Genomic DNA, 22,586 nt, shown 5'->3' with positions numbered 1-22,586 from the left:
AAGTACGAATCCACGGGCGGCTCCGAGGAGCTCCCCCACGCGCCGTCGTCCCTCACGCTCCCGTCGTGCGTTCCGGCCGGTGCGTGCCCTCACCCTAAACTCGGACATACCGCCACATATAATGTCCGTATGCGGAGATCTCTGATGCTGGCCGTGACCGCCCCTCTCCTGGCCACGGCCACACCGGCCGTAGCTGTTCCGGCGACGGCGGCCGCACCCTCCCCGTGCCCCGCGGCCGTCAGCGCTCCCACCGCCACGCCGGACCGCCTCATTTCGACCGGGGCGGGCCTGCACAAGCAGACCGTCTCCGTCGACGTGCCGCCCGGCTGGCGGATGAGCCTGGACAACCGCGACCCCTCGTACGTGGAAACGGTCCTGGTGGCCGACGGCTTCTACACCCAGGACTCGCCGCGGACGGTCACCTACACCCCGAAGCTCCGCTTCATCGGCACGGCCGACCCGGTGACGATCCGCCTGACCGCCCCCGACGGCCGATCCCGCACGCTGGCCTATGCGGCGACGGTCACCTGCCCGGCGCCGCCGGCCGCACCGGCTCACACGACGACCGGATCGAGCCGCGCCTTCCAGTCGGTGACCTTCGCGATCCCGCCGGGCGGCACGATCGGCCTGGCCGACGGCCAGCCGCTCGACCTCCCGCAGGGCAAGCTGGGCCTGGCCATGATCTCCTCGATCGCCGCCATCCCGGGCCAGCCCCACGACGACACCCTCATCGGCGCCGCCGGAACGCTGGTCTTCACCCCGTCCCGGGGCGCCTCGGGGCCGATCCCACCGGTCCGCTACACCGTGACCGACTCCTACGGACAGACCACCGAAGGCCTCTACCAGCCGTCGATTCGGGGATACGCCAAGCCTTAAGCGCGCACTGCCTCGACCAGAGCGTCGACCGCACTCTCATATTCGTGCTGCGGCGGCGTGGCGTAGCCGATGACCACACCGAGCGGGGCGTCGCCCGGCCGGTGATAGAAGGCGCTGAGGCCGTCCACGGCGACGCCGTGCGCGCTCAGCCGGCCCAGCAGTCGAGCTTCCCCGCCGGCCCGCGGGGCTTTCTCGCCGGCCCGCGGGGCTTTCTCGCCGGCCTGCGGGGCTTTCTCGCCGGACGGGGCGGGCAGGTGCAGGACCGCGTGCAGACCGGCCGCGATTCCCGACAGACGGGCCCCCGGAAGCCGTGCGGCGACCGCCCGGCCGAGAAGGTCGCGCCGGTGGCGGTACCTCGTACGGCATCGCCGCAGATGCCGGTCTAGTTCGCCCCGGCGGATCATGCGGGCGAGCACCAACTGGTCGATCACGTTGACGTGCGCCTCGTCGCGGCGCAGCGCCTCACGAAGGGCCGGTACCACCCGTGTCGGCGCGGCGAGCCAGGCGATACGCAGGGCGGGGGCGACCGACTTACTGACCGTTCCGCAGTAGATGACGTCGTCCGGAGCGAGCCCCTGAAGGGCGCCGACCGGCTGCCGGTCGTAGCGGAACTCGCCTTCGTAGTCGTCCTCGACGACGAGCGCCCCCGTCCGGCGCGCCCAGGCCAGCAGCTGGATGCGCCGCCGCGGGCTCAGCGTGACACCGAGGGGGAACTGGTGGGCCGGCGTGACCACGGCCGCCACCTCGTCGTCGAGAGATCCGACGAGCAGACCGTCCCCGTCCACGGCGATCCGGTTGACCCGCAGCCCCGATTCCGCGGCCATCGCCGGATAGTCGGGCAGCGCCGGATCCTCGAAGGCGACCGAGGCTCCCTGCCGCCGTAGGGCCCGGCAGATCACCCGCAGCGCGTGGGTGAAGCCGGCGCACACGATGATGTGCTCCGGCGTGGTGATCACACCACGGGACCGGCCGAGATAATCGGCCAGCGCCTGCCGAAGCTCACCGTGACCCGTCGGATCGCCGTAGCCGAAGACCGAGTGCGGCGCCGATTGGAGCACCTGCCTGGTGGCGGCGAGCCATTCCCGCCGAGGAAACGTCGCCAGATCAGGCAGCCCCGGCCGAAGGTCGAACCCGTCGACCGGCGGCCGGAACGACGGGGCCGGGGACAGCGCCGGACCGGGAGCGGCTCCGGCCCGGGGCGCCACGCGCACGCCCGACCTCGGCTCGCTGGTCAGGAAGCCCTCGGCCGCGAGTTGCTCGTACACCTGGGTGACCGTCCCCCGGGAGACGCCCAGCTCAAGGGCGAGGACCCGCGAGGAGGGCAGCCGGTTGCCCGGCGACAGTTGACCGCGCCGCACCGCATCACGCAGAGCACGCTCGAGCCCGCTGCGCAGTCCGTGCTCCCGATCGACACGCAGATGAAGATCCAGACCGATTCTGGCCCACTGATCCGACATGCGACTGGACTATATCGATGAGCCAGATGATTCCTAGTTTGGACGTCATGAAGCACCTGGCAGCCGCGCTCGGCCTCACCACGCACCTCGTCGGACCATCCCGGCCGATGTCACAGCGCACCTCGCCCGGACGATCGAGATCGCTCATACGCCGGCTTCTCTTCCCCAGCGCGCGAAACGGGCGCGGGCCTGGCGTTCGCCGCGGGCGAGGAGCAGGCGGCGGCCGCCCGGAAGACGGCCCAGGGCCTGGCTCATGACCAGGTTGGCGGCCACCCTCCACAGGCCGTACCAGGGCGGACGGTAAGGCAGCGCCAGATCGCGCATGGCTCGGCGGCCCAGGAGCCAGGAGCTGAGCGAAAGCGCTCGTTCGCGCTCGAAGCGACGGCGCCGATGACCGTTCACTTCCTGGTCGGTCATGGCGATCAAGGCCCGGGCAAGCGCCCGGCTGTTGCCGTCGGGCGGCGGATCGTAGGACAGGAAGTGGTAGAGCAGGCGGCGGCCGCGCTTCTCGGTGTGCGGGAGCCATTGTTCGTCCACGCCCATCAGCCAGCCTATGTATGACCAGACGTGCATGACGGCGTGCGCGTCTCCGCGCGAAACGCGAACTCCGAGCAGCCGCAGGTGCAGCAGGAAACTCGTGCTGAAGACGCCGAGGGTGCTGGCCTGGTCGTACTGGTTGATGGGTGTTCCGCGCAGCGCGGTGTCCCAGGTGGGGTCGTCGGCCAGGCGGGCGTTGACGACGGCGTGCATGACGCGAACGTGCAGGGTCGAGCGGAAACCGTCACTGCCGGGATCGAGGCCGCCGGGGGCGGTGACGGCGCGCCACCAGACCGACGTCTCCTGGACGCGGCGCAGGGTTTCACCGCCGGCCAGGCGGCCCGTGCGGACCAGGGGTTCCAGCGCGGCGGCGGTGCGGTAACCGCCCAGCAGTGAGCCGTAGGCCAGCACGAGGCCGGCGTCCATGCCGAACGAACGGCAGGCTTGCGCGCCCCGCTCCAGCAGGCGGTCGTCGACCCAGGCCGGCCGCTCCAGCACGGCTTCGAAGAACGCGCGCACGGCCGGCGGCGCGGCAGCGTGCGGGCCCCCGGCGGAAGCGCCCGCCGCGGAAAGGCCGGCTGCGATGGCGCTGTGCAGGTCGCGGGTGGGGATGGCCCGGACCAGGGCGGCTGCCAGCTCGTCCTGCTGGGACAAGGCCGCGATGAGGGCCTCGATCTCGGTGCCGGTCGGCTGCGCGTCTCGGCCCGCGACACGCCGTAGAGGAGCCGCGGCGCGTTCGCTCCATGCGCGGTCTTGGCCGAAACGCGCAGGAATCGTCATTCGAAGAGCTTGCGGATCTGTTCGTTGAAGGTCAGCACGGACAGGAAGCCGAACAGCAGGAAGGACCACACGAGCGCGGCTACGCGGCCGGCGCCGGGGCGGATCTCGGGCGGCAGCAGGCGGCGGTTGATCAGGAGCAGCAGGGCCGAGTAAATGAACATCATCAGGCCGCCGACAACGGCCGAGATGACCAGCAGGACCAGCGGCTGCGTCACGCCGGACAGCAGCACCACGATGCCGATGAGGACCAGGCCCCAGACGAGAACGAAGTAGATCTTGCTCTCGTTGAGGGACTTCAGGTACGAGGTCTTGAGCACGTCGGCGGCCAGGCGGCTGGTGTAGTCGACGATGCCGAGCGCGGCGGCGAAGAGGGAGAAGGCGCCGATGATCCAGAAGAAGGTGCCGAACCAGCCGCCGACCGCGTCGTTGAGGGCCTCGCCCTCGGCCTTGAGGAACGAGATGTTGTTCGTCAGGCCCTCGTCGCCGAAGACCGTGGCGTAGGCCAGCATCGAGGTGAAGAAGATGGTGAGGAACGTGATGAGCACGAACGTCGTCAGCTGTTCGATGTTCGCGAACCGCCACCAGCGGCGCCAGCGGCTCATGTTCTCGTCGGTGGTCTCGAACATGAAACCGGTCGACGGCGCCGCCTCGAGCTGACCGGTGACCGGGCTGACGATGCGGGGGACGTACGCCCCCATCCCGAAGCCCTTGTCCCGGATCCAGTTGCTCTGGCACAGGTTCTGGCCGCCGCCGGCGCCCGCGAAGGCGAGAGCGCCCATCAGAAGCGCGAAGCCGAGCTCCTCGTACGGAATCCCGGCCTTGGTGATGATCTGCGGGGCGTCGGCCCAGGCCGAGGCGCCGATCGCGGCGATCGACCCGACCACGAACAGCAGCAGGACGGCGGCCACCTTCACCATCTGGATCTTCTCGAGCGCCTGGTAGACGACGGGCGCGAGGGTGAGGATGACGCCGATCAGCAGCAGGAAGCCGATGGCGATCGGGGTGACGCTGCCGCCGACCAGGTAGGTGGTCAGCGTGGCCGAGCTCGTGGCCCAGCCGGGCCAGATGTTGGCGAAGTAGGCCAGGATCGCGAAGAACAGGCCCCAGTGCCGCCAGTAGCGGCTGAAGCCGGTCAGCGCGGTCTCCCCGGTGGCCAGCGTGTACCGCTCGATCTCCATGTTCAGGAAGTACTGCGTGGCCAGGCCCACGAACGCGGCCCAGACGAAGACCAGGCCGACCTGCGAGGCGATGTACGGGAACAGGATGAACTCGCCGCTGGCCAGCCCGACCCCGGCGGCGATGATGCCCGGGCCGATGACGCGCCGGAAGTTGGCCGGGGGCTCCGGTAGCTCGCGGATCTCGTGGGCGGGGAGGTGCTTGGTCGAAGACACCATGGACATCAATCTATTCCTACTCGTAGATCAGGTCCATGCTGTCCGTGCGTCCCGACCAGGAAAGAGTCAGACGCCAGCACCCCGCCCGGGGCAGATCGACCAGGGACGGCCCGGGCCCACCCGCCACCTTCTGCTCCGCGCGCACGTCCGTGCCGTCCAGCGCCGCCGAGATGACCAGATCGCCACCCGGCTCGGTGGCTCGCCGCGGCACCCAGAGGATCTTGTTGGCGCGGCCCTCGGCGGGCGGGCTCTTCAACGGCGCCCCGAACACGACGGCAAGGATCTCCCCGTGCTCCCCGTAGACATGCGGCATCCCGCTGCCGTCCCAACTGAACCCGGTCCGCGCCCACGACGGCAGGGCGTCCGTCCGAACAGCGGAACCACACTCACGCGCCGGCGCCGGCCCGGGACCCGAGCAACCCGCCAGCAGAAGCAGCAATACTGCGAACGCCTTCATATTTCGACGACACCACCGAGCCCACGGAGGTTCCCGGCCTGACATGCTCTTCAGGCATGACGTCCGTGCGCCGTCCCGAGCTCGATGCCGTCCGGCTTCTCGTGGTGCTCGGGCTGGTGTTCTTCCACGCCTCGCTGGTGTTCGACACACGTGACGACTTCTATGTGAAGAACGCCCGGACCACCGAGGCGGTCACCTGGGTCGCCGGGCTGGGCGTCGTGTGGGCCATGCCGGCGTTGTTCCTCATCGCGGGGCTGGGGTCGTGGCATTCGCTGGAGCGGCGCGGAACCGGTGGGTTCGTGCGGGAGCGGCTGCTGCGGCTCGGGGTGCCGCTGGTCTTCGCGTCGCTGACCATCGTCCCGATTCCACAGTGGATCCGGTACGGCGCCTCCGAGCCGTACCCGGAGTTCCTGCGGAGCTATTTCGACGTTCACCTGGAGCTGCCGGACTTCCCGTTCGTCATCGAGGGCGAATACTTCGAGACGGGTCATCTGTGGTTCGTCGTTCTGCTGCTGACCTTCTCCCTGATCCTCGCCCTCGTGGCCGGCCGCCTGCCGCTGATCGGCGGGCCGATGCGGCATCGCGGGGTGGTGTTCCTCCCGGCTCTTCCGGTGGCCCTGATCGGGGCGCTGCTGGGCATGGAGGAGGCTTTCGCCGGGTGGAGCCGCTGGGCTTATCTGCTTTTCTTCCTGTACGGGTTCCTGCTCGCGGCCGACGATCGTTTCCGCGCCGCCATGCGGCGTGACGCCCGGTGGGCCGCGGTGATCGGGTTCCTGCTGTTCGGGGCCTCGGGCGCGGCGCTCAGCACGGCCGGCGATGATCCGTTCACTTCCATGACCCCGCAGGCGATCGTGGCCCGGGTGCTGTTCGGGCTGGCCGGGTGGTTCTGGCTCGTCGCCATCCTCGGGCTGCTCGACCGCGGGTCGCCGCCGCCCACCAGCCCGGTCGTCGGATATCTCGCGGTGGCCGCGCTGCCGCTCTACATCCTGCACCAGCCGATCCTGGTGGTCGTGGCGTACTTCGTGGTGCGGTGGGATCTGCCGGTGATCGGCAAGTACCTTGCCATCGTCGCGATCACGTTCGTGGTCATGTTCGCTGTCTACGATGTGCTGGTGCGGCGTACGAAGGTGACGCGGTTCCTGTTCGGGATGCGGCCGTGAGCATCGTCCTGACCGGAGCCACGACGGGGATCGGCCGGGCCACCGCCCGCCTGCTGGCCGGCTCGGGCGACCATCTCATCCTGCACGGACTCGAGCCGACGATCTCCGACTTCTCGCCCGACGACCGGATAACCTACTTCCCGGCCGACTTCGGCGATCTGAACGAGGTCGAGCGGCTCGCGGCGCGGATCCGGGCCGCGACCGACAAGATCGACGTGTTGATCAACAACGCCGCCCGGCCGGGGCCACCGAGCCGTACGGTCAATTCCGCCGGTCTTGAAGTCACCTTCCAGACCAACTATCTGGCGCCCGTTCTGCTCACGACGCGGCTGCTCGACCTGACCCGCCGGGTGGTGAACGTCGCCTCGGCCACGCATCTGTCGGCGACGTTCGGCGACGCCGGGCGCCGTCCCTATTCGGCGGCGGGCGCCTACGCGTACTCCAAACTGGCCCTTGTCGCCTATTCCTGCTGGCTTTCGCGGCGCCGGACCGAGGTCGTCAGCATGCACCCGGGCATCATCGCGACGCCGCTGCTGCACGCCATGTTCCCGATCGGCGGTGACCGGCCCGAACACGCCGCCGCGAACGTCCGCTACGTGGCCTCTCAGCAGCGCGACAACGGCACCTATTACGACGAGCGGAAGCCGGCCCGGCCCAATCCGGAGGCACTCGACCGGGACGCGCAGGACGAGCTGATCGAGCTCACCGAGCGCGACCTCGACCTCGAACTGTGGTGAGCAGCGCGCCGATCGCCTGATCGCCCAGCCAGGCCGTGGCCTCGTCCCATTCCCAGCCCAGATCGCGCGCGGTCGCCCAGGCGCCCTGGCCCAGATAGAACCAGAGGATGTCGCCGGCCCGGCGGGCGGGAAGCTTCACCGCGCCAACCGCGACCAGCCGCTCGGCGATGCGGTCGAGGCGTTCGCGGTAGCGCCGCGTGGCGACCTCGGCCGCTTCGGCGATGACCGGTTCGGCCGTACGGTTGTCGAACAGCACCCGGATCATCGTGGCCTGACTGCGGATCACCGCTCCGGTGCCCTCGGCGGCGCGCCGCAGAATCCGTACGCCGTCGGTCATCCGCTCGATCTCGGCCAGCGCCTCACCGATCTCCTCGTCGGCCAGCCCGGTCTCGACCATGGCCTCGACCAGGGCCGGTTTGCCGCCCACGCTGGTGTAGACCGTGTTCAGCGCGACCCCGGCCCGCTGGGCCACGGCGGCGACGCTCGTCCTGGCGTACCCCTGCTCGGCGAACAACTCGGCGGCCGCGCCCACGACGGCGGCCCTGGTCTCCTGGGCCGCGCGGACCCGAACTTCGGAGTTGTATGTGCGCCTCGCCATACATTCAATCTAACAGGCGTAAATTCATAGTACGAGCGTTACTGTCAATTGCATGTTGATCGACCCCATGGCTCCGGCCGACAAACCCGAGACCGCTCAGATGGTGGTCATCCACCGGGCGCTGCGCCGGGAACTGGCGCTCCTGCCCGACCTGATCGCCGCCGTCCGGCCCGGCGACACCGCCCGCGCCACGCTGCTGGGCCGTCATCTCGCGCTGGTGCTGCACATGCTGCACGACCACCACGAGGCCGAGGACGAGTTGCTCTGGCCGATCCTGGAGCACCGCGCGCCCCTCGCCGACGACCTCGTGACCACGATGATCACCCAGCATCAGGTCGTCGAGTCGACCATCGAGACGATCACCCGCGACCTTCCGAAGTGGACGGCACGGGCGGACGATCCCGCTCCGCTGGCCGCCACGCTGCGCCGGTTGCGCGAGGCGCTGGACGAGCACCTCGACGCCGAGGAGCGGTCCGTGCTGCCCCTGATCCACGAACACCTGACCGTCGCCGAATGGAAGGCACCGCAGGCGTACGCCATGGCGAATGGCCCGAAAGCCCTGACCGACAAGCTTTTGCAAGCCGGTCTGGTCCTCGAGGAGGCGAACCCGCGCGAGACGGCGTGGTTCCTGGCCGAGATGCCCCCGCCGGCCCGGCTCCTGTGGCGGGCGCTGGGGCGCAGGCTGTACGCGAGGCGGGTCGCCGCCGTCCGCCGCGCGTGATGGGATGAGGTCCATGACCTTCCCCATGCTGATGCACACGGCGCTGGACGCCACGGACGTCCGAGGGCTGGCCGAGTTCTACCGTGAGCTGCTGGGCGTGCGCTACCGCCCCGGCGACGAGACCCCGCAGGAGGGCGAGGACTGGCTCGTGCTGGTCGACGCGCACGGCAAGCGGGTGCTGGCGTTCCAGTGGGTGCCCCAGCTGGCCCGTCCCGACTGGCCGGCCCACGATGTCCCGAAGCAGATGCACCTCGATTTCCACGTCCCGACCCGGGAAGGCCTGGAGGAGCACCGGCGCCGGGCCGAGGAGCTGGGCGCCACCGTGCTCCTCGACCGCACCGGCGACGACGAGGAGCCGCTGTACGTCCTGGCCGACCCGGCCGGCCACCCGTTCTGCCTCCTCGTCGGAAATCCTTAACGGGTCAGCCAGATCCTCCACAGCGCCGCCGGATCGGTCAGGGGGCCGCCGTGCACGATGATTCCCAGCCGGAATTCAGCCTTGTGCCCCCTCGAGCACGTGAGCGGCATCTCGTCGAGCTGCTCGGCGAACTTGTCGCGGGCGGCGCCGCGGGAGCGCTGGCCGAGCTGCGCGAGGGCGGTCACACGTTCCGGGCCTCGAGCGGCGTGGCCGAGCTCGGCACCGCGCGGCCGGTCGACCCGCGCGGGTTCTTCCGGATCGGCAGCGTCACCAAAGTGTTCACGGCGGCGGTCGTCCTGCAACTGGCAGGTGAGGGACGGTTCGCACTCGACGAACCGGTGGACGGGTACGCGCCGATCACTGTTCGGCGGCTGCTCAACCACACGAGCGGCTTGCACAACTACACGGAAGACCTGACCACCGAGGGCATTCTGCGCGACCGGTTCCGGAAGTGAACGGTTGTTCGCACCAGGCGCGTCGCGTGCGTACAACAACACGGGCTATGTCCTGCTCGGCATGCTCATCGAGGGTGCGACCGGTCATCCGTACGGGAAAGAGATCGAAGGCCGGATCCTGCGGCCGCTGGGACTGCGCGAGACGCTGGTGCGCGACGACAGCGCGGTGATGCCGTCGCCGCATGCGCGCGCCTACCTGACCGTGCACGGGGAGCCGGTCGACATCACGGACTACAACCCGTCCACGGCCGGGCCGGCCGGCGGTCTCATCTCCACCGCCGCGGACGTGAACACCTTCTTCCGGGCGCTGCTGACCGGCAAGCTGCTCGGCCCGCGAGAACGCCGGGAAATGCTGACGACGCTGCCGACCGGCACGCCCGGGGTCGAGGGAGGGCTCGGCATCACGCGCTACACCCTTCCCAGCGGCGAGACGGTGTGGGGAAAGGACGGCGGCTTCTTCGGATATCGGACGTGGTCGTTCCACCGCCCGGACTGCGAATGGCAGTTGACCGTCTCGGCCACGGCCGGGCGCGGCGGCGTGCCCACCACCGCCGAGGTGGTCGGACTGCTGCCGGCTTTCTGAGCCTCGCCGGCGCCAGGGTTCCGCGCCCAGGCGCCGCGCTGGCCCCTTGTCTTCAGACGGCCGCGGGCTCGCTGAGCTTCAGACGGCCGCGGGCTCGCTGCCTTTAGACGGCCGCGGGCTCCCTGAGCTTCAGACGGCCGCGGGACCCTGAGCTTCAGACGGCCGCGGGCTCCCTGAGCTTCAGACGGCCGCGGGACCCTGAGCTTCAGACGGCCGCGGGCTCCCTGAGCAGAGCGGCGAGGTCGGCCCTGGCCCGGCCGGTCCACGGGGACGGGCGCTTCGTCGCGGGGTCGAACTTGATGGAGACGCGGTGGCCGTGCGCGTACTGCACGGAGCCGTCCCCGGAGAGGAGCCGGAAGCCGAGGACCATGCTCGTGGTGCCGGCCTTCTCGGCCCAGATGTGCATGAGCAGCGTGCCGAAGTCGGTGACCGGATGGTCGAACGAGATGGACACCTCGCGCAGCAGCTGGTAGCCGTCCTCGTCGAGCTGATGCCCAGCCAGGCGGTAGCCCCGCGATATCCAGTGCGCAGTCACGGCCCGGTCGAGCAACGCGACGAAGCGCGGGTGGTACAGCGTGCCGAGGAAGTCGAGGTCATCCCAATAGACCTCGACCGGGACAAGGACGCCGTACGGAACGGTGAAATCGTCGGTCATATCCCGTACGACGTGCCGACCCGCCGGGGTCTCACCGATGTGACCCACTCCGCACCAGTTTCTCCACCGTCTCGGCGAAGCTCTCAGGCTCCTCGATGTGCCCGAAATGCCCGCTGGAGTCGTGCTCGACGTAGGTGCTGCCCGGTATCCCCTCGGCGAGCGCGCGTGACCACGACGGCTCACAGATCCAGTCGTACTTTCCACAGATCGCCAACGTAGGTGTCGTTATCTGTCCAAGTCGCTCACGAACGTCAAACACCTCGCCGTCCTGCGACACGTGCCAGCAGCGGACGGCGGCACGCAGCGCCTCATACTCGGCCTCCCGCGCCCAGTAGTCGGCGAAGTACAGCGGCAGGATCGCCTTGAGGTTCGCGGTCGCCCCGGCGTCGGTGCCGGGCCAGGCGGCCTCCAGATCGCGCAGGACGGGAGCCAGCCGCGGCAGACGAGCAGCTTGCCGCCGGGCGTTGCGGGCAGCGACCGCGTCCAGGTCAGGCCCGTTGCAGGGCGCCGTCGCGTACAACACCATTCCGGCCAGCCGGCCCGGATGGGTCAGCGCGTACTCCTGCGCCACCAGCCCACCGTGCGAGTGCCCGAGGAGATAGCCGGCGCCGACGTGCTCCACCACGGCATGCACGAATGGAACATAAGCCTCAACGGTGTAGCCCCGCGGGTGGGCGGGCAGCCGGCCGGACTCCCCCGTGCCGACGGGTTCCAGGTAGACCGCGGTCACGAACTCCTCGACCAGCGGCATCCGCAGATAGGACCAGTCGACGCCGGGCCCGCCCGAGTGCATCACGCAGACCGGCCCGCGACCGGCCACATGGAAACGCTGGGCGATGCCGCCCACGGTGATCTCGTACGTGGTGAGTGCTCGCGTCACCCCTTCCTCGACGCACGACACAGCGAATGGTTCACGTCAACGCCCACCGCTCCTGCACGAACGCGGGCCTCGGCTCCCATCCGGGGCCGCGCCGGAGCGAGTCGATCTCGATGTACGGCAACGGCACGACGACAATCTGGAACGATCGCACGGCGAACACCGAGCGCACCGCTTAATCTGACCGATAGACATCGACGTCTATCGAAGGGTTAGGCCAGGATGCGGAAGAAGTTAGCCACCGTTCTCAGTGCCGTGCTTCTGGGCGGGGCGCTCTGGGTCACACCGGGCGCCGCGCACGCGACCGGAAGTGACCTGTCGGCCCGGCCAAGCCCCGCGGAGGTGCAGCGGGCGCTGACGAAGATCGCACGGGCCAGCGACGGGCGGGTGCGGCTCGGGGTGATCGGGCGCAGCAACGAGGGGCGGGCGCTGCGGCTGGCCAGTGTCGGGCACGGGCCCGAGCGGCTGCTCTTCGTGACGCAGCAGCACGGTGACGAGCCGCTGGGCACGCCGGCCGCGATCCGGGCGCTGTGGACGCTGGGCGTGCCGGACACACCGTGGCAGCGGGCGCTGCTGAAGCGGGTCACGCTCGACATCGTCGTGCAGGCGAATCCGGACGGTGCGGTGCGCGACCAGCGGTACAACCATGACCCGAGCGCGTCGGGCGACTACTCGGCGCCCGGTGTCGGCTATGACATCAACCGGTTTCACAACCCGCTGACGCCGATCGAGGAGAACCCGGTGCCGGAGTCGCGGGCCGTTCTGCGGCTGTGGCAGGCGACCCACCCGAAGGTCGTCATCGACTACCACATGCAGGGTCGCTATCTCCAGCCCGACGGGCGTGAGACGACCGCCTCCATGCTGTGGCCGACGAGCCCGCTCGCCGGCGATGTGACGAAGTCGCGGCAGGTCGCGGTCCGTAACTACGACGCGATGACGAAGCTGGCCGGGGCCAATGTCACCCGCTATCCCGGCGGCGACTACGAGGGCATCGCGCGCAACGCGTACGGCATCCTGGGCAGCGCGTCAGTGCTCGTGGAGCTCTCCAACCTGCCCGACGACCAGGTGGAGTTCCAGATCCGCAGCGCCTACACGTCGATGCTCGCCACCGTCCAGGGCGCGGCCGACGGCTCCCTGTGGCGCGCCGACCCCGCCCGCGCCGACACGATTCCGGAACGCGGACCCGCCCTGCCCGGCGTGACCGCCCGTTCGTTCGACGCCGCGGCCTGAGGATCGGATGAGCGCTGCGAGTTGATCACGGGCGGCGCAGAATGGTGACATGCGGATTGATCTTTCGGGGAAGACGGCGCTGGTCACCGGGTCCACGCAGGGCATCGGGCTGGCGATCGCGGCGGGACTGGCGGCCGCGGGAGCCCGCGTCGGCGTCAACGGACGGTCGGCGGAGTCGGTGGCGCGGGCCATCGGGGAGCTCGGTGACGGCGACTTCGTCGCGGCGCCGGCCGATGTGGCCACCGAAGAAGGGGCCACGACGGTGGCCGAGGCCCTGCCCGAGGTCGACATCCTGGTCAACAACCTCGGGATCTTCGGGGCGCGGCCGGCCCTGGAGATCAGCGACGACGACTGGCGGCGCTACTTCGAGGTCAACGTCCTGGCGGCCGTACGCCTGACCCGGACCTATCTGCCCGGAATGCGGGACCGCGGGTGGGGGCGCGTGCAGTACATCGCCAGCGACTCCGCGGTCGTCACACCGGCCGAGATGATCCACTACGGCATGTCGAAGACGGCGCTGCTCGCGGTGTCGCGCGGCTTCGCCAAGGAGGCCGCCGGCTCCGGCGTCACCGTGAACAGCGTCATCGCCGGGCCTACGCACACCGGCGGCGTCGAGGATTTCGTACGGCAAATGGTCGGCGACGATCTGCCCTGGGACGAGGCCCAGCACAAGTTCATGCTGGAGCACCGGCCGCAATCGTTGCTGCAGCGCCTGATCGAGCCGGAGGAGATCGCCAACATGGTGGTCTACCTGTCGTCGCCGTTCGCCTCGGCCACCACCGGCGGCGCGCTGCGCGTCGACGGCGGCTACGTCGACGCGATCCTGCCCTAGGGCGAGCCGTCGGCCAGGCGGTTGAGCCATTCGAGCAGCAGGGTCCTCTCCCCCACGCTCAGCGGCGCCGCCTGGCCGCCCAGAGCCGCCCGCAGCGCCATCGCGCTGGCCGCCGTGCCGCTCGGCGCCCCCGCGGCGGATTCGGTCGAGATGGTCGCGATGACCATCTCGCGCGCGACCTCGGCCGCCGCGAGGTCGCGCCGGTCGGACGGCTCGCTGATCAGTGTGAGGATCGTCCCCACACCGGCGCCGTGCATGACCTCGGCCGCCCGCTCGACGCTCATCCGGAGCCGCCCGGCCGCGGCCACCCGCGTGATCATCTGCCGCAGGCCCTCGGCCGCCCGCTGCCCGGCCGGCGGCAGATATCCGAACCGCACCCGGCCGTAGACCAGCGTGTAGTACGCGGGATGGGCCAGGCCGAACTCGACGTGCAGGTCCCAGGCGTCGCGGAGCGCCGCGACCGGATCCTCCTGGGTGAGCAGTGTGGCTTTCTGCTCCAGGTAGCGCGTGAAGCCGTACTCACCAACCGCCTCCAAAAGCCTCTCTTTGTCGCCGAAGACCCGGAAGATCGTCGGCGGCGGCACGCCCGCGCCGGACGCGACGGCCCGGGTGGAAACCGCCTCCAGCCCCTCGGCCTCCAGCAACCCAGCCGCCGCCAGGACGATGCGTTCCCGCAGGTCAGTGCCTGTTTGCGCAACCATGGATCAACGGTATCACGGTAGGCGGACCATTGGTTGGATCAGTGATAGCTTGGATCTGGACCAGTGATCCACACGCGGAGGAGCGGGGAACATGAACGAGTACGACGTGATCCTGATCGGCGGTGGTTCGGCCGGCTGCGTGCTCGCGAGCCGCCTGACCGAGAACCCGGACATGCGCGTCCTGCTGCTGGAGGCCGGCACCGGCACCGCGGGGCTTCCCGAGGCGGTGCCGGTGCCGCAGGCCTGGCCCGCGCTCGGTTTCACCCCGGCCAACTGGGGCGAGACCACCACCTCGGGCGTGATGCTGCCGCGCGGCCGCGGCATCGGGGGCTCCTCGGCCATCAACGCCATGGTGTTCGCGCGCGGCAACCGCACCGGTTACGACCGCTGGAACGCCTTCGGGGCGAAAGGCTGGACGTTCGACGACCTCCTGCCGTACTTCCAGCGCAGCGAGACGGCCGTTAGCGCCGCGCCCGGCCGGGGATCCGCGGGCCCGCTGACCGTCGGGCCGATGGATCCGCCGAACGAGGCGCTGCTCGCCTGCCTCGACGGCGCCGTGGAGACCGGGCAGCGCCGCGCCCGCGACATCAGCGGTGGCCTCGAGGAGGGTTTCGCGCCGGTCGACCTGAACATCGTCGGCGGCCGCCGGCAGAGCGCCGCCGACGCGTACCTCACCCCGGTCCTCGACCGGCCGAACCTGACCGTCGTCACCGGCGCGACCGCCCACCGGCTGCTCTTCGAGGGAAAGCGCTGCGTCGGCGTCGAGTACGGAGTCGGCGGCACTGTCCACAAAGCTCACGCCGCGCACGAGGTCGTCCTCACCGCCGGAACCATGGGCTCGGCGCAACTGTTGCTGTGCTCGGGAATCGGCCCGGCGGCGGGACTGCGCGCGGCCGGCGTCGAGGTCTTCCACGAGCTGCCCGGCGTGGGAGGAAATCTGCACGACCACCCGATGGTCCTGCTGGTGCACCGCACGAGCCGCCCGGTCCCGCCGTCACGCGGCCCGCACGGCGAGATCCAGGGCCTCATCCGCAGCGCGGCCGGGCTTGACGGACCGGACCTGCAGATCCTGTTCATCGACGTCCCGTTCCCCAACCCGGTTCTCCCGCTGGAGAACGGCTTCACCATCGGCGTGGCCCCGATGACCCCGTTCAGCCGCGGCACGCTGAGCATCACCTCGGGCGACCCGTACGCCCATCCCGTGCTCGACCCGGCCTACTTCACCGACGAACACGACATGACGGCGGCGCTGGCCGGCATCGCCACCGCCCGGGAGATCGGCCGCTCCGCCGCGGTCGCCGCTTGGGGCGCCGAGGAAATCGCGCCCGGCCCGGGGGTCGCCGACGCGACGTCTCTCGCCGCCTATTCGCGGGCCAACCTCATCTCGTACTGCCACCCGGTCGGCACCTGCGCCATGGGCGAGGACGACCGGTCCGTCGTCGACTCCGCCCTGGCCGTCCACGGCCTGGAGGCGCTGCGCGTCGCCGATGGCTCGGTCATCCCGGCGATCCCCTCCAACAACACCAATGCGACGGTGTACGCCATCGCGGAGCGCGCCGCCGACCTCATCCGCGGAATCGGATAAGCACTGGCGCGTGGAGACCGCCCGAGGCAGCATGTCGCCATGCCTACTCAGGTGCGCAGGGTTCGGGCCGGCGAGTGGCGGCTCTATCGCGAGCTGCGGCTCGCAGCGTTGCGGGACACGCCGTCGGCCTTCGAGGAACGGTACGCGGATCTGCTGGCGTGGCCGGACGACTCCTGGCGGGAACGAGTCGAGGACGGCGCCTCGGGCGTCGAGGAAAGCATGTTCGTGGGCGTGCTCGACGGCAGATTCGCGGCCAAGGCCACGTGCTTCACCGAGCCGCCCGGGGCGTCCGCTCAGATCGTCGGCGTCTACGTCGTGCCGCATCTTCGCGGCAGCGGCGTCGCCGACGACCTGATGGCCGCCGTCATCCGGTGGGCCCGGGACGAGGCCGGCGCCGATCGGCTCCGGCTCTTCGTCATGCGGGCGAACGAGCGCGCCGCGGGCTTCTACCGGCGCACCGGCTTCGCGCCGACCGGGCTGACGATCAAAGGCGAGGACGAGATGGCGTACGACCTCAGGACAGCACCCGCCGCACTCCATTGAGCCCGCCCCGCGCCCACTCCTCGAGGAACGGGACTGTGGCCGCCGGGAAGAGGTCGTGCTGGGCGACGACCGCCCAGCGCAGGTGCAGGAAGTAGGCGATGCCGTAGGTGACCGGGTCGACGTGGTGGAACGCGTCGATGCCGCCCTCGTCCAGGAAACCGACCAGGTCGACGCCGGCCGGGGCGATGGCCGGCAGCTGCCAGTCGATAACGCGGTAGCCGTCGGCCGTGGGGAACACGTGTGCGGGCTTGAGGTCGCGATGGACCAGGCGCGAGTGCGCCTCCACCTCGTCGAGGACCGGGGCCGACAGAATCCACGGCTCGATGTCGTCGACAGCCGGGGCGAATGACGCCGGGAACCGGCCGCCGGCCGTCAACCGGCGGAGTTTGACGAAGGTGGCGGTCGCCTCGGCCGTCCACTTCTCGGGCGTTCCGACGTCGAGGTGGACCGGTAGGCCCGGCTCCAATCCGCCGATCCGGTTCACGACCTCGGTCGCGTGCTCCAGCAACGCCTCCTCGCTCAGCCGCAGATCGGCCAGCGACGGCGATTCGATCCAGTCGACCAGGAGGGCGTCCTCGAGCAACCGGTGGCCGGGGAGCAGGCGGTCCGCACCGGCGGCCGCGTAGAACTCCCGCTCGATGACGGGTGGCGACGTCACCTTGTGGGCGTACGCCCGGCCGTTCGCCAGCACGACCTTCCGGGTGTGGGACAACGGCCACTCGGCCACGGTGTGGCTCTCGACGACGGTATCGCCGAGGAGTGAGTCCAAGGGGTGCATCGGCGGATGCTAACCGGAGAGCGACGGCGGGCGGCATTCATTTTCGGGGCAGGGGCGGGATCAGAGCCGCTATCGCCTTCTGGCCGGCCGCGTTGGGGTGGTCGCCGTCGGAGGCGAGCAGGTTGGTCGGGTCTTCCGAGCCGTCGGCGCCGTGGAAGGCGGGATCGGTGGAGACGTACGTGGATCCGGTCCGGGTGGCGGCGGTCTGCAACGCCCTGTTGATGACGGCGGTGGCCGACTCGGAGTCGGAGACCTCGTCGGCGCCGTATGTGGAGGCGGCCACCTTGCCGTCGAGGACCACGTTCCAATAGCCGAGGACGACCACCCGGGTGCGGTGGACGGCCTCGATGGCTTTGATGGTGGCCTCGACGTCGTCCTGCACGCCGGTGGCGACCGTGGGATATTTCGACGGGTCCTCGAAGTCGCCGGCCATGTCGTTGGCGCCGATCATGATGACCACCTGGGTGGCCGATTCGAGGACCGACTTCTCGGTGGGCACTTCGGCTCGTACGTCGGCGGCCGTCGCTCCCGACCTCGCCAGGTTGACGTTCGACGCGTGCTGCGACGAGGCGTACAGGGCGGGAAACGGCTGGCAGCCGCACGCGGCGCCCGCCGCGACCGAGTCGCCCAGGGTGACCACGACGGGCGCCGCCGACGGGTCGCAGGCGGCCACCAGGAGCAACAGCAGGACGGCGGCACGCCTCACGGCAACGGCCCGGCCAGATGGGCGGAGAGCCAGTCGAAGGCGGGCGCCTCCATCTGGCGCCAGACGGCGCTGCTGTGCCCGCCGTGCGCGACCACCGCCGTGGTCACCGCGAGCGGGCCGTGGGCCGACGCGGCCAGCAGCCGCGAGTCGTGCGCGCACTGCTTGTCGTCGGCGGCCCAGCCGAGCCACAGGGCGGACGCGGGTTGCGGCAGGTGTTTCAGGCGCCAGAAGGGGTTGTTGGTGGTGTGCTCGGAGCCGTCGCCGATGGTGATGCCGGCCGAGGCGTACCCGGAAAGGCTTGCTCCCGCGGCGAACTGGGTGGGATGGCGCAGGGTCAGGTTGATCGCGCAGAAGGCGCCGGCCGAATATCCGGTCAGGCCCCACCCGGCGCGGTCGGTGCGGATCCGGTAGTGCGCCTTGGCGAAGGCGGGCACGTCGACCGTCAGGAACGTCTCGGCCTGCGGGCCGTTCTTCAGGTTGGTGCACTCGGTGTCGAGGGTCGGGCTGGTGGTCTGCTGCGGGAAGAGCACGACCGTGGGCGCCATCCGGCCCGCCGCGATCTCGGCGTCCAGTGTGGACTTCACGTCGAGCTTGTGCACCCAGTACTGCGGTGTGCCGGGTACGCCGTGGAACGCCTCGATGACCGGATATCGGGTGGTGCCTTCGTGGTAGCCGGCGGGCAGGTACACGTACATCGGGAGGGTGAGTTTGCTGGCCGGGCCGTGCACGCTGACGGCGAACAACTGGCTCGAACCGGTGTTGGACGCGACCGGCACGGCGTCGGTCGCGGTCGGGAACGCCTCGGTGAGGGCGTTGAGCTGTACGCCGACGGCGGCCACGACGCTCACCACGGAACCCAGGGCCAGCAGGCTCCGCCAGGCCCAGTGCAGCCGGTTCCAGAACGCGGCCAGCGCCACCGCGAACACGAGCACGGCGGCGAGAGCCGCCCAGAGCAGGGTGTTCACGCGGGCACCCCCTTGGCGGCGAGCGTGGGCAACGTCTTGGGCGCCTTCAACGCCGGCGGCAGGGCGCCGGCCGGCTGGTTAAGGACGGCCAGGCCGGCGGGCGCGGACCTGACGAACGCCGCCGCCAAAGGCGTCGTGCCCCGCACGTCCCAGTCGGTCGCGGTCACCCGCAGGTCGCGGCCGAGCTGAACGGGCAGCGTCAGCAAGGCGGTGGCGGTTGTGGCCGCGGTGGGTTCGACGGTCACGGTCACGGCTCCGGGTGTACGCCTGGCCTCGCCCCCGAACGCGAGCACGACCGGGAACGCCACGTCGGGCCGGCTCGCGTAATCGGCGGGAACCGTGACGCGCGGGGCGTGGGCGAGATGCCAGGCCTCCCAGCCCGGCGGCCGCCATGCGACCGCTCCGTCCAGGGCGTGCCGGTCGAGCAGCCCGGCGCGGACCTCGCCGGTGACCGCGACCGTGCCGGTGTCGCCGCGCAGCGCCTGCCACGACGGGTAGAACTGCTCGCGCCGGTTGTACTCCAGGCCCGCGGTGAGCACGAGGAGCACTTCGAGGAGCAGGATTCCGGTGGTACGGGTGAGCGGGCGCAGCCTTCCGCCGCGTGGCCAGAAGAAGACCGTCGCCACGCCGACGACGACCGCGAGGGTCGCCGTCAGCAGAAGCAGCGGCCGGCCGGTCAGGCTCATGCGGAGACCTCGGCGGGTGCGGGAGCCGTCCGGCGCAGTCTCGGCAGGCGCGGCTCGGGCAGGAAGGCCTCGGCCCGCATGGCCGCGACCGCGATGCGCGGCAGGTCACGGGCCGTCGGGAAGCACAGGTAGCGCGGCACCCAGGACGGCAGATACTTGGCGTTGGAACGGTAGAGCGACTCGATCTGCCACAGCTTCGAGGCCGCGCGCAGCAGCCGGGCCCACAGGCGCAGCACCGGCCCGGCGCCGAGTTCCTCGGCCCTCGCGAAAACGGAGCGCAGCACCGCGAAGTTGAGCGACACCCGGCGTACGCCCAAGGAATTCGACGTTTCCAGCACCGAGGCGACCATGAACTCGGTCAGGCCGTTCTCGGCGGTGCGGTCGCCGCGCATCAGGTCGAGCGACAGGCCGTCGGCGCCCCACGGCACGAACTGCAAGAGCCCCCGCAGCCTGCTGTTCCCGTCGTGGCAGAGCACCAGCAGGTTGTCGCCGTCGCACGGATCGCCGAGGCGGGACAGGGCCATCGAGAAGCCGCGCTCGACCGGGCCGTCACGGAAGGCATCGGCGGCACGGATCGCGCCGGCCAGCTCGCTCTCGGAGAGGTCGCGCTGACGCACGACCCGGCACGTGTAACCGGCGCGCTGCACCCGGTTGACCGCCTGCCGCACACCGCGCATGGGCCGGCCGTTCAGCGAAAAGGTGGTGGTGTCGACAATCGCCTCGTCGCCCAGCTCGACGACATCGAGACCCGCCTTCTTGTACGCCTTTCCGGCCGCGTTCCCGCATCCGAGGACGGCCGGGGTCCAGCCGTGCTGCTGGGCGTCGGCCAGCCAGGCGCCGATCGCCTCGGGCCAGGCCGACTCGGGCCCGATCGGGTCGCCGGCGGCCAGGCTGACGCCGTTGACGACCCGGTACGCGATGACGGCGGCCTGGTTCTCCGACCACATCAGGGACTTGTCGTCGCGGGTCGCGAAGTAGCTGAGCGAGTCGGCCTTGCCGTACCGCTGAAGAAGCTCGCGCAGGCGCACCTCGCCCTCGTCCGTCCGTTCGGGCCGGCGGGAGCCGGGCCGCAGCAGCAGCACCAGGGCGACACCGACGGCCAGGAGGCCGCAGGCCCCGGTCGTGTAGGCGACGATGTCGCCGCCGAACCGGTGGCGGAACTCGAGCGGGCCGTGGACGCCGATGAGGCCCAGCGCCGCCTGCTCGGCCCACTGGGAGACGCCCGGGGTGCCGACGAGGTGGTTGACCCGGACCGCGATCTCGATGAAGCCGAGAACGAAACCGGCGGCGGCGAAACCGGCGAGGGCCTGGAGGGCACGCCAGCGGTTGGGCCGGTCGGCCAGGGCGGTGAACCGGTCCTGCGTGGCCAGCAGCATCACGAAGAGGATGGCGCTGACCCCGGCCGCGTAGTAGTCGAGGCCCTTGAGCAGATGCAGGGCGACCGCGAGCCCGGACAGGCCGACGGCGACCTGCCACGCGCGGCGCTTGCCACGGCGAAGACCGGCACCGAGGTAGATGAGCAGCAGACCCACGACGACGGTGGCCGCCCGGGCGGAGAAGACGCCGAAGGCGGGAACGAACTCCATCAGCAGCGAGTGATGGCCGCGCCGGTGCGGAGCGATGGTGGAGAGGACATCGAGAAGGCCGGTCACCTGGACCAGCCGGGCGATCGTCCGCCTGGAGAGCGGTGGACTCGCCAACCGGGTCTGCTTCATAGGGCCATCCTCTGTGCGGAGGCTGTGTGATGCCCGTGAAGTGGGCTGTGTGCTGCCTCAAGCGTGGCGACCAGCACAAACTCGTTTTGCCAAGTCACGGGCCGCACGGGCAGCGGTGACCGCCCGTACGGACATCGGCAAACCCCGCGGGCGCCGATCCGGTGTGAGTTACGACGCAGGGAAGTCGGTGGACCGGCTGACGTGCGCCCACTTCTCGGCCTCGGCGTTACGGGCCGCGCCGGCCTCGATGGCGGAGGCCACGGCCGCGGAACCGAGGGGCAGGCGGCGCGGCGGCTCCTCCTCGTCGACGATGCGGACGATCGCCGCGCCGGCCCGGTCGGGGTCGCCCGGCTGCTTGCCGTCGGACTGCTCGCGCAGCTCGTGGAAACGGCCCACGGACGCCTCATAGTCGGGGCCGACCTCGTGCCGGACCATCGAGGCGCCCTGCCAGTCGGTGCGGAAGGCGCCCGGCTCGACGATGACCACCTTGACGCCGAACGGGGCGGTCTCGGCCGCCAGCACCTCGGAGAAGCCCTCGACGGCGTACTTGGCGGTCTGGTAGGCGCCCATGCCCGGCGTGCCGCCGACCCGGCCGCCGATCGAGGACACCTGGACGAAGGTGCCGCCGCGCTGGGCCCGCATGACCGGCAGGGCGGCGCGGGTGACGTTCACGACGCCGAACAGGTTCGCCTCGATCTGGTCGCGGAAGTCGGCCGGGTCCATCTCCTCGATGGGGGCGCTGTTGGCGTACCCGGCGTTGTTGACCACGACGTCGAGGCGGCCGAACGCCTCCAGGGTGGCCGCGACGGCCGCCTCGGCGGCGGCCGGATCGGTGACGTCGAGCGCGACGGCCCGTACGGAATCAGGAAATTTGGCCACCAGATCGTCGAGCTGCTCCGGGCGGCGGGCGGTCGCCACCACCGAGGCGCCGTCGGCGGCGGCCGCCTCCGCGATCGACCGGCCCAGACCGCGCGAACTGCCGGTGACCAGCCAGACCTTGGGCTCAGACATGTCTCTCACCTCTCGTGTTGTTTCTTCAACAATTGCCGCCGAAAGGTGCGGGCGCGCCCGTATCTCCTACCGGTCATGCACCCCGGTGAGCGCGGTCACGCCGCGACGGTGAATCCCGAGGGCCGCCGG

At 70.5% G+C, this 22,586-nt stretch carries 26 protein-coding genes; 11 read left to right on the top strand and 15 right to left on the bottom strand.

What is annotated here, in order from left to right; all coding sequences use genetic code 11:
* Positions 1-129 precede the first annotated feature (129 nt).
* Complete coding sequence (locus ACFY36_RS06295; protein ID WP_499744827.1) at positions 130-876, top strand: hypothetical protein; 747 nt, start codon at positions 130-132, stop codon at positions 874-876.
* On the opposite strand, the gene pdxR is transcribed toward ACFY36_RS06295, so the two are convergent.
* The 4 genes from pdxR to ACFY36_RS06275 form a co-directional block, all read right to left on the bottom strand.
* Positions 873-2,333 (bottom strand): MocR-like pyridoxine biosynthesis transcription factor PdxR, encoded by a 1,461-nt coding sequence (gene pdxR / locus ACFY36_RS06290; RefSeq protein ID WP_499744826.1) that lies wholly within the window; start codon positions 2,331-2,333, stop codon positions 873-875. The two genes, ACFY36_RS06295 and pdxR, sit on opposite strands and share 4 nt — an antisense overlap.
* 144 nt (positions 2,334-2,477) lie before the next feature.
* Positions 2,478-3,650 carry an oxygenase MpaB family protein gene (locus ACFY36_RS06285; protein WP_499744825.1) on the bottom strand — a complete coding sequence of 391 codons (1,173 nt, stop codon included), beginning with the start codon at positions 3,648-3,650 and terminating at the stop codon, positions 2,478-2,480.
* The gene (locus ACFY36_RS06280) at positions 3,647-5,044 is read right to left on the bottom strand and encodes an Nramp family divalent metal transporter (protein ID WP_499744824.1); all 1,398 of its coding nucleotides are present in this window, start codon (positions 5,042-5,044) and stop codon (positions 3,647-3,649) included. The genes ACFY36_RS06285 and ACFY36_RS06280 overlap by 4 nt, the downstream gene beginning before the upstream one ends.
* Positions 5,045-5,060: 16 nt before the next feature.
* Positions 5,061-5,357 (bottom strand): hypothetical protein, encoded by a 297-nt coding sequence (locus ACFY36_RS06275; protein WP_499744823.1) that lies wholly within the window; start codon positions 5,355-5,357, stop codon positions 5,061-5,063.
* Positions 5,358-5,557: 200 nt separating this feature from the next.
* Here ACFY36_RS06275 and ACFY36_RS06270 point away from each other — a divergent pair, with 200 nt between their 5' ends.
* Both ACFY36_RS06270 and ACFY36_RS06265 read left to right on the top strand, forming a co-directional pair.
* Positions 5,558-6,661, top strand: a complete 1,104-nt coding sequence (locus ACFY36_RS06270) for an acyltransferase family protein (RefSeq protein WP_499744822.1) — start codon at positions 5,558-5,560, stop codon at positions 6,659-6,661.
* On the top strand, positions 6,658-7,398 hold the full coding sequence (locus ACFY36_RS06265; RefSeq protein ID WP_499744821.1) for an SDR family NAD(P)-dependent oxidoreductase: 741 nt from the start codon (positions 6,658-6,660) through the stop codon (positions 7,396-7,398). Before ACFY36_RS06270 ends, ACFY36_RS06265 begins: the two co-directional genes overlap by 4 nt.
* Here the strand turns inward: ACFY36_RS06265 and ACFY36_RS06260 are convergent.
* Positions 7,364-7,996, bottom strand: a complete 633-nt coding sequence (locus tag ACFY36_RS06260) for a TetR/AcrR family transcriptional regulator (protein ID WP_499744820.1) — start codon at positions 7,994-7,996, stop codon at positions 7,364-7,366. The genes ACFY36_RS06265 and ACFY36_RS06260 overlap by 35 nt on opposite strands.
* A gap of 52 nt (positions 7,997-8,048) precedes the next feature.
* Here ACFY36_RS06260 and ACFY36_RS06255 point away from each other — a divergent pair, with 52 nt between their 5' ends.
* From ACFY36_RS06255 to ACFY36_RS06240, 4 genes are read left to right on the top strand one after another with little or no spacing between them, the layout of a single operon-like run.
* Entirely contained in the window at positions 8,049-8,717 is a 669-nt protein-coding gene (locus ACFY36_RS06255) for a hemerythrin domain-containing protein (protein WP_499744819.1), read from the top strand.
* Between the two features lie 13 nt (positions 8,718-8,730).
* Positions 8,731-9,135, top strand: a complete 405-nt coding sequence (locus tag ACFY36_RS06250) for a VOC family protein (protein ID WP_499744818.1) — start codon at positions 8,731-8,733, stop codon at positions 9,133-9,135.
* Between the two features lie 50 nt (positions 9,136-9,185).
* The gene (locus tag ACFY36_RS06245) at positions 9,186-9,590 is read left to right on the top strand and encodes a serine hydrolase domain-containing protein (protein WP_499744817.1); all 405 of its coding nucleotides are present in this window, start codon (positions 9,186-9,188) and stop codon (positions 9,588-9,590) included.
* Positions 9,591-9,594: 4 nt separating this feature from the next.
* The gene (locus ACFY36_RS06240; protein WP_499744816.1) at positions 9,595-10,173 is read left to right on the top strand and encodes a serine hydrolase domain-containing protein; all 579 of its coding nucleotides are present in this window, start codon (positions 9,595-9,597) and stop codon (positions 10,171-10,173) included.
* A gap of 205 nt (positions 10,174-10,378) precedes the next feature.
* Here ACFY36_RS06240 and ACFY36_RS06235 read toward each other — a convergent pair whose 3' ends face one another.
* From ACFY36_RS06235 to ACFY36_RS06225, 3 genes are read right to left on the bottom strand one after another with little or no spacing between them, the layout of a single operon-like run.
* Entirely contained in the window at positions 10,379-10,828 is a 450-nt protein-coding gene (locus tag ACFY36_RS06235; RefSeq protein WP_499744815.1) for an acyl-CoA thioesterase, read from the bottom strand.
* A 31-nt stretch (positions 10,829-10,859) separates the two neighbouring features.
* Entirely contained in the window at positions 10,860-11,708 is an 849-nt protein-coding gene (locus tag ACFY36_RS06230) for an alpha/beta fold hydrolase (RefSeq protein WP_499744814.1), read from the bottom strand.
* A gap of 31 nt (positions 11,709-11,739) precedes the next feature.
* Positions 11,740-11,868, bottom strand: coding sequence for a hypothetical protein (locus ACFY36_RS06225; protein ID WP_499744813.1), 129 nt, complete (start codon positions 11,866-11,868; stop codon positions 11,740-11,742).
* Positions 11,869-11,927: 59 nt separating this feature from the next.
* On the opposite strand from ACFY36_RS06225, the gene ACFY36_RS06220 reads away from it, so the two are divergent.
* Positions 11,928-12,935 (top strand): M14 family zinc carboxypeptidase, encoded by a 1,008-nt coding sequence (locus ACFY36_RS06220; protein ID WP_499744812.1) that lies wholly within the window; start codon positions 11,928-11,930, stop codon positions 12,933-12,935.
* Between the two features lie 49 nt (positions 12,936-12,984).
* Positions 12,985-13,767 carry an SDR family NAD(P)-dependent oxidoreductase gene (locus ACFY36_RS06215; protein ID WP_499744811.1) on the top strand — a complete coding sequence of 261 codons (783 nt, stop codon included), beginning with the start codon at positions 12,985-12,987 and terminating at the stop codon, positions 13,765-13,767.
* Here the strand turns inward: ACFY36_RS06215 and ACFY36_RS06210 are convergent.
* Positions 13,764-14,468: a TetR/AcrR family transcriptional regulator gene (locus tag ACFY36_RS06210; protein WP_499744810.1), complete on the bottom strand. Its 705-nt coding sequence runs from the start codon at positions 14,466-14,468 to the stop codon at positions 13,764-13,766. The two genes, ACFY36_RS06215 and ACFY36_RS06210, sit on opposite strands and share 4 nt — an antisense overlap.
* A 91-nt stretch (positions 14,469-14,559) precedes the next feature.
* On the opposite strand from ACFY36_RS06210, the gene ACFY36_RS06205 reads away from it, so the two are divergent.
* Complete coding sequence (locus ACFY36_RS06205) at positions 14,560-16,053, top strand: GMC family oxidoreductase (RefSeq protein ID WP_499744809.1); 1,494 nt, start codon at positions 14,560-14,562, stop codon at positions 16,051-16,053.
* A 39-nt stretch (positions 16,054-16,092) separates the two neighbouring features.
* Entirely contained in the window at positions 16,093-16,596 is a 504-nt protein-coding gene (locus ACFY36_RS06200; RefSeq protein ID WP_499744808.1) for a GNAT family N-acetyltransferase, read from the top strand.
* Here the strand turns inward: ACFY36_RS06200 and ACFY36_RS06195 are convergent.
* The 6 genes from ACFY36_RS06195 to ACFY36_RS06170 all read right to left on the bottom strand — a co-directional run bounded on the left by ACFY36_RS06195 (position 16,568) and on the right by ACFY36_RS06170 (position 22,457).
* A complete protein-coding gene (locus tag ACFY36_RS06195) occupies positions 16,568-17,374 on the bottom strand; it encodes a phosphotransferase (RefSeq protein WP_499744807.1) in 807 nt (268 codons plus the stop codon). The genes ACFY36_RS06200 and ACFY36_RS06195 overlap by 29 nt on opposite strands.
* A 37-nt stretch (positions 17,375-17,411) precedes the next feature.
* Positions 17,412-18,080: an SGNH/GDSL hydrolase family protein gene (locus tag ACFY36_RS06190; RefSeq protein ID WP_499744806.1), complete on the bottom strand. Its 669-nt coding sequence runs from the start codon at positions 18,078-18,080 to the stop codon at positions 17,412-17,414.
* A complete protein-coding gene (locus ACFY36_RS06185; RefSeq protein ID WP_499744805.1) occupies positions 18,077-19,045 on the bottom strand; it encodes an alpha/beta hydrolase in 969 nt (322 codons plus the stop codon). Before ACFY36_RS06185 ends, ACFY36_RS06190 begins: the two co-directional genes overlap by 4 nt.
* Positions 19,042-19,731: a hypothetical protein gene (locus ACFY36_RS06180; RefSeq protein ID WP_499744804.1), complete on the bottom strand. Its 690-nt coding sequence runs from the start codon at positions 19,729-19,731 to the stop codon at positions 19,042-19,044. The genes ACFY36_RS06185 and ACFY36_RS06180 overlap by 4 nt, the downstream gene beginning before the upstream one ends.
* Complete coding sequence (locus tag ACFY36_RS06175; protein ID WP_499744803.1) at positions 19,728-21,446, bottom strand: phosphatidylglycerol lysyltransferase domain-containing protein; 1,719 nt, start codon at positions 21,444-21,446, stop codon at positions 19,728-19,730. Before ACFY36_RS06175 ends, ACFY36_RS06180 begins: the two co-directional genes overlap by 4 nt.
* 168 nt (positions 21,447-21,614) lie before the next feature.
* Positions 21,615-22,457, bottom strand: a complete 843-nt coding sequence (locus ACFY36_RS06170; protein WP_499744802.1) for an oxidoreductase — start codon at positions 22,455-22,457, stop codon at positions 21,615-21,617.
* Positions 22,458-22,586 lie beyond the last annotated feature (129 nt).

The sequence above is a fragment of the Actinoplanes sp. NPDC000266 genome (genome assembly GCF_042899005.1).
GTDB lineage: Bacteria > Actinomycetota > Actinomycetes > Mycobacteriales > Micromonosporaceae > Actinoplanes.
Note: the sequence above shows the minus strand (reverse complement) of the source record. Positions and strands in the feature narration are given on the sequence as shown.

Coding starts and splice junctions, on each gene's coding strand:
- ACFY36_RS06295 (WP_499744827.1), top strand. CDS start 130: ATGCGGAGATCTCTGATGCTGGCCGTGACCGCCCCTCTCCTGGCCACG.
- pdxR (WP_499744826.1), bottom strand. CDS start 2,333: ATGTCGGATCAGTGGGCCAGAATCGGTCTGGATCTTCATCTGCGTGTC.
- ACFY36_RS06285 (WP_499744825.1), bottom strand. CDS start 3,650: ATGACGATTCCTGCGCGTTTCGGCCAAGACCGCGCATGGAGCGAACGC.
- ACFY36_RS06280 (WP_499744824.1), bottom strand. CDS start 5,044: ATGGTGTCTTCGACCAAGCACCTCCCCGCCCACGAGATCCGCGAGCTA.
- ACFY36_RS06275 (WP_499744823.1), bottom strand. CDS start 5,357: ATGCCGCATGTCTACGGGGAGCACGGGGAGATCCTTGCCGTCGTGTTC.
- ACFY36_RS06270 (WP_499744822.1), top strand. CDS start 5,558: ATGACGTCCGTGCGCCGTCCCGAGCTCGATGCCGTCCGGCTTCTCGTG.
- ACFY36_RS06260 (WP_499744820.1), bottom strand. CDS start 7,996: ATGGCGAGGCGCACATACAACTCCGAAGTTCGGGTCCGCGCGGCCCAG.
- ACFY36_RS06255 (WP_499744819.1), top strand. CDS start 8,049: ATGTTGATCGACCCCATGGCTCCGGCCGACAAACCCGAGACCGCTCAG.
- ACFY36_RS06250 (WP_499744818.1), top strand. CDS start 8,731: ATGACCTTCCCCATGCTGATGCACACGGCGCTGGACGCCACGGACGTC.
- ACFY36_RS06235 (WP_499744815.1), bottom strand. CDS start 10,828: ATGACCGACGATTTCACCGTTCCGTACGGCGTCCTTGTCCCGGTCGAG.
- ACFY36_RS06220 (WP_499744812.1), top strand. CDS start 11,928: ATGCGGAAGAAGTTAGCCACCGTTCTCAGTGCCGTGCTTCTGGGCGGG.
- ACFY36_RS06215 (WP_499744811.1), top strand. CDS start 12,985: ATGCGGATTGATCTTTCGGGGAAGACGGCGCTGGTCACCGGGTCCACG.
- ACFY36_RS06210 (WP_499744810.1), bottom strand. CDS start 14,468: ATGGTTGCGCAAACAGGCACTGACCTGCGGGAACGCATCGTCCTGGCG.
- ACFY36_RS06205 (WP_499744809.1), top strand. CDS start 14,560: ATGAACGAGTACGACGTGATCCTGATCGGCGGTGGTTCGGCCGGCTGC.
- ACFY36_RS06200 (WP_499744808.1), top strand. CDS start 16,093: ATGCCTACTCAGGTGCGCAGGGTTCGGGCCGGCGAGTGGCGGCTCTAT.
- ACFY36_RS06195 (WP_499744807.1), bottom strand. CDS start 17,374: ATGCACCCCTTGGACTCACTCCTCGGCGATACCGTCGTCGAGAGCCAC.
- ACFY36_RS06180 (WP_499744804.1), bottom strand. CDS start 19,731: ATGAGCCTGACCGGCCGGCCGCTGCTTCTGCTGACGGCGACCCTCGCG.
- ACFY36_RS06175 (WP_499744803.1), bottom strand. CDS start 21,446: ATGAAGCAGACCCGGTTGGCGAGTCCACCGCTCTCCAGGCGGACGATC.
- ACFY36_RS06170 (WP_499744802.1), bottom strand. CDS start 22,457: ATGTCTGAGCCCAAGGTCTGGCTGGTCACCGGCAGTTCGCGCGGTCTG.